Here is a 5,583-nt window from a genome sequence, read left to right as displayed (position 1 = left end):
AATAGCAATTTTATTTCTCTTTTTAAAAAAATAACGGAAAAATTACAAGGTATTGAAAAACTATACCCTACTGTTTTTTATGTTTGTTTCTACATTAGCTACCGCTCAAAACATTGATTTTGAAGATGTAGGCAAAGCTAAGCCCATTAAGGTGAGTGGTGAAGTATCGGCTAGTGGGGTATATTATAACTCAAACCAAAACAGTGACCGAGAACCTTTTACTTATTTTTTAAGAGGGAATCTAAATGTTAGCATTTATGGTTTTGCAATCCCAGCATCGTATAGTTTTACCAATCAAGGAGAAAATTTGGATTATGCGTTACCTTTTAATTTCAATCGTATTAGTTTACACCCAAAATACAAATGGATAACGGGTCATATTGGTAATGTTGCAATGACATTTTCTCCTTATACGTTAAATGGGCACCAGTTTACTGGAGGGGGAGTAGAGGTAACTCCACCGGGAGCATTTAAAATAGCCAATAGCTGGATAGAGAATTAAAAGGGTGGAAGCCGAAAAACCTTTGAAAGAACAGAGTAGGCGTTAATTATAAATTTGTATTATGAAAAAATTCAAATTAAAAATTGATGATTTCAAGGAAATGGAATTAAGTAAAGAACAACTTGAATTTGTCAAAGGAACTGATTATTCTGGACCAACTGAGTGGTCTGGAGCTAATGGTGGAGGAAGTGATTATTGTTGGGATGGAGCATGTACGCTTCAGAACAATGGTGCCTTAGCTTAACATTAGGCAAGAAGAGATTTAGTGAAAACTAAATCTCTTTTTTTAATTTTACATTTAAACTTTATATATCGACTATGTCATTAAAAATTCTTACTTCTATTTTGGTAGTAATCATGATTTATTTCAGTTTTTGTAAGCGAATTAATTCTCAAGAAGTTAATAAAGGTTGTTTCGAATTTTATAGATATGCCAATGAAGGATATTGCTCATTTTTATCTGGAGATTATAAACAATCTATTATACAGTACGAAAAAGCGTTTGATATAAAACCTGAAGGATGTAACGTAACTGACTATAGAAATGACCATTATCTAATGGCTAAATCATTGATTCAATTGAAGAAATATGATCGAAGTAAAAAGTACTTAGAGAATGCAATTTTTTTTGGAGGTTTGGAATGGAATGAGATGATTAAGGATTCATTAAGTGAACTTGTTGTAAAAACCAATATAATTACAAAATCTAAATACAAGGAATTAAGAACAAATAGAGAAAGTAAAATAGATCAAGAGTTATATACTATTATAGATTCAATAGCATATTACGATCAATATTATAGGTTAATGGCTAAAAATCTACCGGAATCTAAAATAGATTCTATACGTAAGCTACAGAAAATTATTGATTTTAAAAATGAAAAAAAAATAAAACACCTCATTGATTCTATGGGTTATTATCCTGGTTTTAATAAGATAGGAACAGATAAAATTGATCTTGTAATGATGCATACTTCGGAAAAATTTAGGAAACAGATATTTTCAACTTTATTAAAAGAGGTTGATAAGGGTAATGTAAATCCGGACATTATTGGTATGATGGTTGATCAACAGAATGTTCTTAATGGGAAAAGGCTTCAGAAATATGGTTATTTTTTCGAGTTTAATGAGATTAACCATAAGTATTTTATGCCTTTTGAAAATAGTAACATAGATTCTATTAATAGATATAGAATAGAAATTGGAGCTATTTCAATAGAATGTGCGGCGATCAAAAATAATGCTAAACTACCAATTAATTTTGATTGGGATTATAAGTATAAAAACTAATATTTTGATTTTAATTTTTAGCGAGTCTACAGATTTAACCACCACTTTAGTAATCAATAACCTAAAAAGAAAGTTTTTTAGGTTTAATAGTGATGAAGATATCATTGAAATAAGTTGTACAATAAATAATAATAAAGAGTCTTTCGTATTATACATAAATAGCGGAGAGGTGATTATTAATCTTGATAAGGTAACAAAAATTTGGTATAGAAGAGGAATAGGATTAAGAGATGAATATGCACAGAAGCTAGATGAAATCTTTAAGGTTTATTTTCAGGTTAATGCTACTTGCGTAAACAATTATTTTTTTGAATTGGTATCGGGAAAAACGATAGGATCTTATTCAAAAGAAATGGAAGTTAATAAGGTGTTGAATTTAAGTATAGCAAGAGAATCAGATATTCTCGTACCTCCAACCAAAATTACATCTAGTAAGAAAGATCTAGAAGGTTTTTTAAAAATACATAAAAGACTGGTAATTAAGCCGTTAAAACATCCTTTTAGTTTTGAAAAAGGTTCAAAGATTGTAACACCTTCTTCGGGGATATTAGTATTCGATAATTTAATTGATTTTCCTGATAAATTTTCTCTTTCCTTATTTCAAAAATATATTGAAAAGAAATTTGAAGTAAGGGTTTTTTTTATTGAGCATGAGTATTATGCATTCGCAATTTTTAGCCAGTCTAACAAAGGGGCAGAATTAGATTTTAGAGACGGTAATCAGAAATTACTTCGTACAGTTCCGTATAATTTGTCAAATGACATGATTAAGAAATTAAAAGAAATGCAAAAAAAAATGAATTTAAATACAGGAAGTATTGATATAGTGGTTGACAATAAAAGTAATTTTTATTTTTTAGAAGTTAATCCATCGGGGCAATTTTTAAGTTTTTCTGAAAACAACAACTGCTATTTAGAAAATAGGGTGAGACATTATCTAGAACAAAAATAATTTGTATGACTAAAAAAACAATAATAGGTCTTCCTCCTAATTTAAAAAACCTAAATAATGAGGAAGGTAAACAGAATACCATTTCTTTTGAAAAAAAGAACATCTATATAAAGGATTTGAAAGCTAATATTTCATATTTAAGGTTTTATAAAAATTTCTCTTGTATTTATGATCAATAATAAATTTGCAATACTATATAAAAATTGCTTATTAGTTAAAGGGGTTAAAAATAGTATTATCTGTGATTTACACTTAAGGCGATATTTAGAAATTCCTTTTCATTATGTTACTATATTAGAAGATTTTCAAACTAATAGTATAGATACTGTAAAAGGGAGTTATGATGAAAAAAGTAAAAAGGAAATTGATCAATTTCTCAAATATTTAAAAGATAAAGATTATATTTTTTTTACAGACTCTATAGAACAATGGAAAGAGTTAGATATGCAATGGTTTCCAAGATCAACAATAACAAATGCTGTTATAGATTTAAAAGAAGATCATTATTTTTTTAAAAATCCTTTTAAAATCATTCAGTCATTAAAAGCTTTGAATTGTAGGTTTGTACAATTCAGGTTCTTTCATGAAAAAGAAATTGGTTTTGAAGATTTATCGAATTTCCTTGTTTTATTGGAACAAACACATTTATTTTCTTTTGAAGTATTAATAAGATATAATACTGCAATTGGTTTGGAAAAATACAAGAGCCTATGTGCTAAATTTAAGAAAGTGAATTTGGTTTTGTTTAATTTTAAGGAAATTATTAAGACTAATAAATCTAGAATACAAGTAATTAAAAACGATATTAAGAATGAAAAATGTTGTGGTATAATTTCTAAGAACTTATTTGAAGTTAATGCAAAGAAATTTGCTGAATCCATTAAATATAACTCTTGCCTTAATAGAAAATTATCTATTGATAAAAATGGTAATATTAAAAATTGTCCTTCAATGAAACATTCGTATGGTAATATTGAAACACATAGGATAGAACAAATTATAGATGATCAAGATTTTCGAAAAATATGGAATTTGAATAAAGATCAAATTAGTATTTGCAAGGTTTGTGAATTTAGATACATATGTACAGACTGTAGAGCTTATGTGGAAGATCCTTTAGATATAAATTCTAAACCATTAAAATGTGGATATGATCCATATACAAATAAATGGGAAGATTGGAGTAAAAATCCACTGAAGAAGAAGTCAATAGAATATTATAGGTTGAAATAACACTTATATTTGATTCACTCATGGGGTTAAGGATTTTGTTTTGCCTATTTTTCTAGAGTATTATACCATTAGAGATTTATTAATAACTAATTATATTTTGGTTTGGTATGTCTTGAATTCGGCAAGGGCAGGGCTTACTTCAATGGAACACTGGTATGGATTGCCAGAGGCTCTTTTTGATGATCGAACGGTGCAACATTACCCTTTGGATTATAATTATCAAAATGAACAACATCGATTTGAAGAGGCCGGAAAGTTGTGGAAACAAGCAGCAAAACCCTATTCGGATCATTGGAATAAAGTTATGAATGAGCTTCTGGAACTCGATTTTACTTTAGATCCAACGTTTAATATCTATGAGGCTAGCAGAGATTTACAACGTGCCCGTAGAGCAGAGTGGCATGAAAACTATACATTGCCATCGCTATGGCGTTTCTATCAACCAAGCAAAATTTCTCATGGTTCGTACTGGCATGATTGGGGAACCGAGCAAGAGGTGGTCTGGAGAGAGAATTATAGCCTATGGATGACTTTTGTAAACGAATATAAGAATAGAGGAGGTCGTGTTACCGTAGGATCTGATTCAGGGTTTATTTTCCAGTTATATGGTTTTGCTTATGTAAGGGAGCTGGAGTTGCTTAGAGAGGCAGGCTTCCATCCATTAGAAGTTATACGATCGGCAACTTTAAATGGGGCAGAAGCTCTAGGAGTTTCTGAAAAGATAGGATCTGTAGAGGTTGGTAAATTTGCTGATTTTGTGATTGTTGATGAAAACCCTCTAAAGAATTTAAAAGTGTTGTACGGCACCGGGGCTGTTCGACTTACTGAAGATAATGAAGTGATACGTGCTGGCGGTGTAAAATATACGGTTAAAGATGGGGTAATATATGATGCTAAAAAATTACTAGCCGACGTAAAAAGAATGGTTGATGAAGCTAAGGAAAAAGAAGATTTTAAAATTTTACAGCCAGGAATAAAAGAATAAATGTGTAAACCAAAGGCACCAAATTTTAGTCTGGCGCCTTATATATATAGTTGTTAGTTTTTGTTAGGATACCGACTCGGTAACCTTAGAAAAAATATCAATATCAACTTGATTTTTGGTTAGGTCCTCGAATTCTTCACGTTTGCGAATTAAATGTGCTTCCCCGCTAGCGCCAGAATGTTTCTGGTGCCGGTAAGAGTGTATCGTCCTAAAAAAAGTTTACATATTTTACATTAATCCTAAAATAGGTTTACAGTTATCAAATAGCCTTATTATTGTTAACAATAATAAGGCTATTTTTTATAATAATTTTTCCATAGTTTTTCAGTTTTTAAATTGTTTTGATGTACTTGATTAGGGGTTAGATTTCCAATACTCATATGTGGTCTTTCATTATTGTATAAATTGACAACTACTTTTAATAATTGATTAGCCTCATGAATATTTTCTACTTGATAATCTGTTAAGTATTCTTTGTCTCGTCCTAAAAAAAGCTTAAAAAATTCACTTTTTTCTTCCCAGTATCGAAAAATGAAACTCGCAGCACCTATCATTGGATAATTTTTAAGGAAAAACAAGCTTGAAACTCCGGCAGCTTATTATCCCATCAGAATGTGTTGC

The 5,583-nt window shown here is 29.8% G+C and carries 7 protein-coding genes and 1 pseudogene; 7 read left to right on the top strand and 1 reads right to left on the bottom strand.

The annotated features are described in order from the left end of the window. The first annotated feature begins 52 nt into the window (after positions 1-52). The 7 genes and pseudogenes from U6A24_RS23165 to U6A24_RS23135 form a co-directional block, all read left to right on the top strand. Positions 53-502, top strand: coding sequence for a hypothetical protein (locus U6A24_RS23165; RefSeq protein WP_324182410.1), 450 nt, complete (start codon positions 53-55; stop codon positions 500-502). Positions 503-563: 61 nt separating this feature from the next. Next, positions 564-746, top strand: coding sequence for a hypothetical protein (locus tag U6A24_RS23160; protein ID WP_324182409.1), 183 nt, complete (start codon positions 564-566; stop codon positions 744-746). Positions 747-820: 74 nt separating this feature from the next. Beyond that, positions 821-1,792 (top strand): tetratricopeptide repeat protein, encoded by a 972-nt coding sequence (locus U6A24_RS23155; protein ID WP_324182408.1) that lies wholly within the window; start codon positions 821-823, stop codon positions 1,790-1,792. 4 nt (positions 1,793-1,796) lie between these two features. Then, positions 1,797-2,744: an MvdC/MvdD family ATP grasp protein gene (locus U6A24_RS23150; protein WP_324182407.1), complete on the top strand. Its 948-nt coding sequence runs from the start codon at positions 1,797-1,799 to the stop codon at positions 2,742-2,744. A gap of 5 nt (positions 2,745-2,749) precedes the next feature. Then, complete coding sequence (locus U6A24_RS23145; RefSeq protein ID WP_324182406.1) at positions 2,750-2,923, top strand: hypothetical protein; 174 nt, start codon at positions 2,750-2,752, stop codon at positions 2,921-2,923. Continuing rightward, the gene (gene gwsS / locus U6A24_RS23140) at positions 2,913-3,977 is read left to right on the top strand and encodes a grasp-with-spasm system SPASM domain peptide maturase (RefSeq protein WP_324182405.1); all 1,065 of its coding nucleotides are present in this window, start codon (positions 2,913-2,915) and stop codon (positions 3,975-3,977) included. The genes U6A24_RS23145 and gwsS overlap by 11 nt, the downstream gene beginning before the upstream one ends. A gap of 103 nt (positions 3,978-4,080) precedes the next feature. Further along, positions 4,081-4,962, top strand: a pseudogene (locus U6A24_RS23135) (amidohydrolase family protein); the annotation flags it as partial. Between the two features lie 293 nt (positions 4,963-5,255). Here the strand turns inward: U6A24_RS23135 and U6A24_RS23130 are convergent. Next, positions 5,256-5,516 carry an integrase core domain-containing protein gene (locus U6A24_RS23130; RefSeq protein ID WP_324182404.1) on the bottom strand — a complete coding sequence of 87 codons (261 nt, stop codon included), beginning with the start codon at positions 5,514-5,516 and terminating at the stop codon, positions 5,256-5,258. Positions 5,517-5,583 lie beyond the last annotated feature (67 nt).

The organism is Aquimarina gracilis, from assembly GCF_035285365.1.
Lineage (GTDB): Bacteria > Bacteroidota > Bacteroidia > Flavobacteriales > Flavobacteriaceae > Aquimarina > Aquimarina gracilis.
Note: the sequence above shows the minus strand (reverse complement) of the source record. Positions and strands in the feature narration are given on the sequence as shown.

What these genes read in the sequence shown, in the direction of transcription:
- U6A24_RS23160 (WP_324182409.1), top strand. Translation starts at nt 564, where the DNA reads ATGAAAAAATTCAAATTAAAAATTGATGATTTCAAGGAAATGGAATTA.
- U6A24_RS23155 (WP_324182408.1), top strand. Translation starts at nt 821, where the DNA reads ATGTCATTAAAAATTCTTACTTCTATTTTGGTAGTAATCATGATTTAT.
- U6A24_RS23145 (WP_324182406.1), top strand. Translation starts at nt 2,750, where the DNA reads ATGACTAAAAAAACAATAATAGGTCTTCCTCCTAATTTAAAAAACCTA.
- gwsS (WP_324182405.1), top strand. Translation starts at nt 2,913, where the DNA reads ATGATCAATAATAAATTTGCAATACTATATAAAAATTGCTTATTAGTT.
- U6A24_RS23130 (WP_324182404.1), bottom strand. Translation starts at nt 5,516, where the DNA reads ATGATAGGTGCTGCGAGTTTCATTTTTCGATACTGGGAAGAAAAAAGT.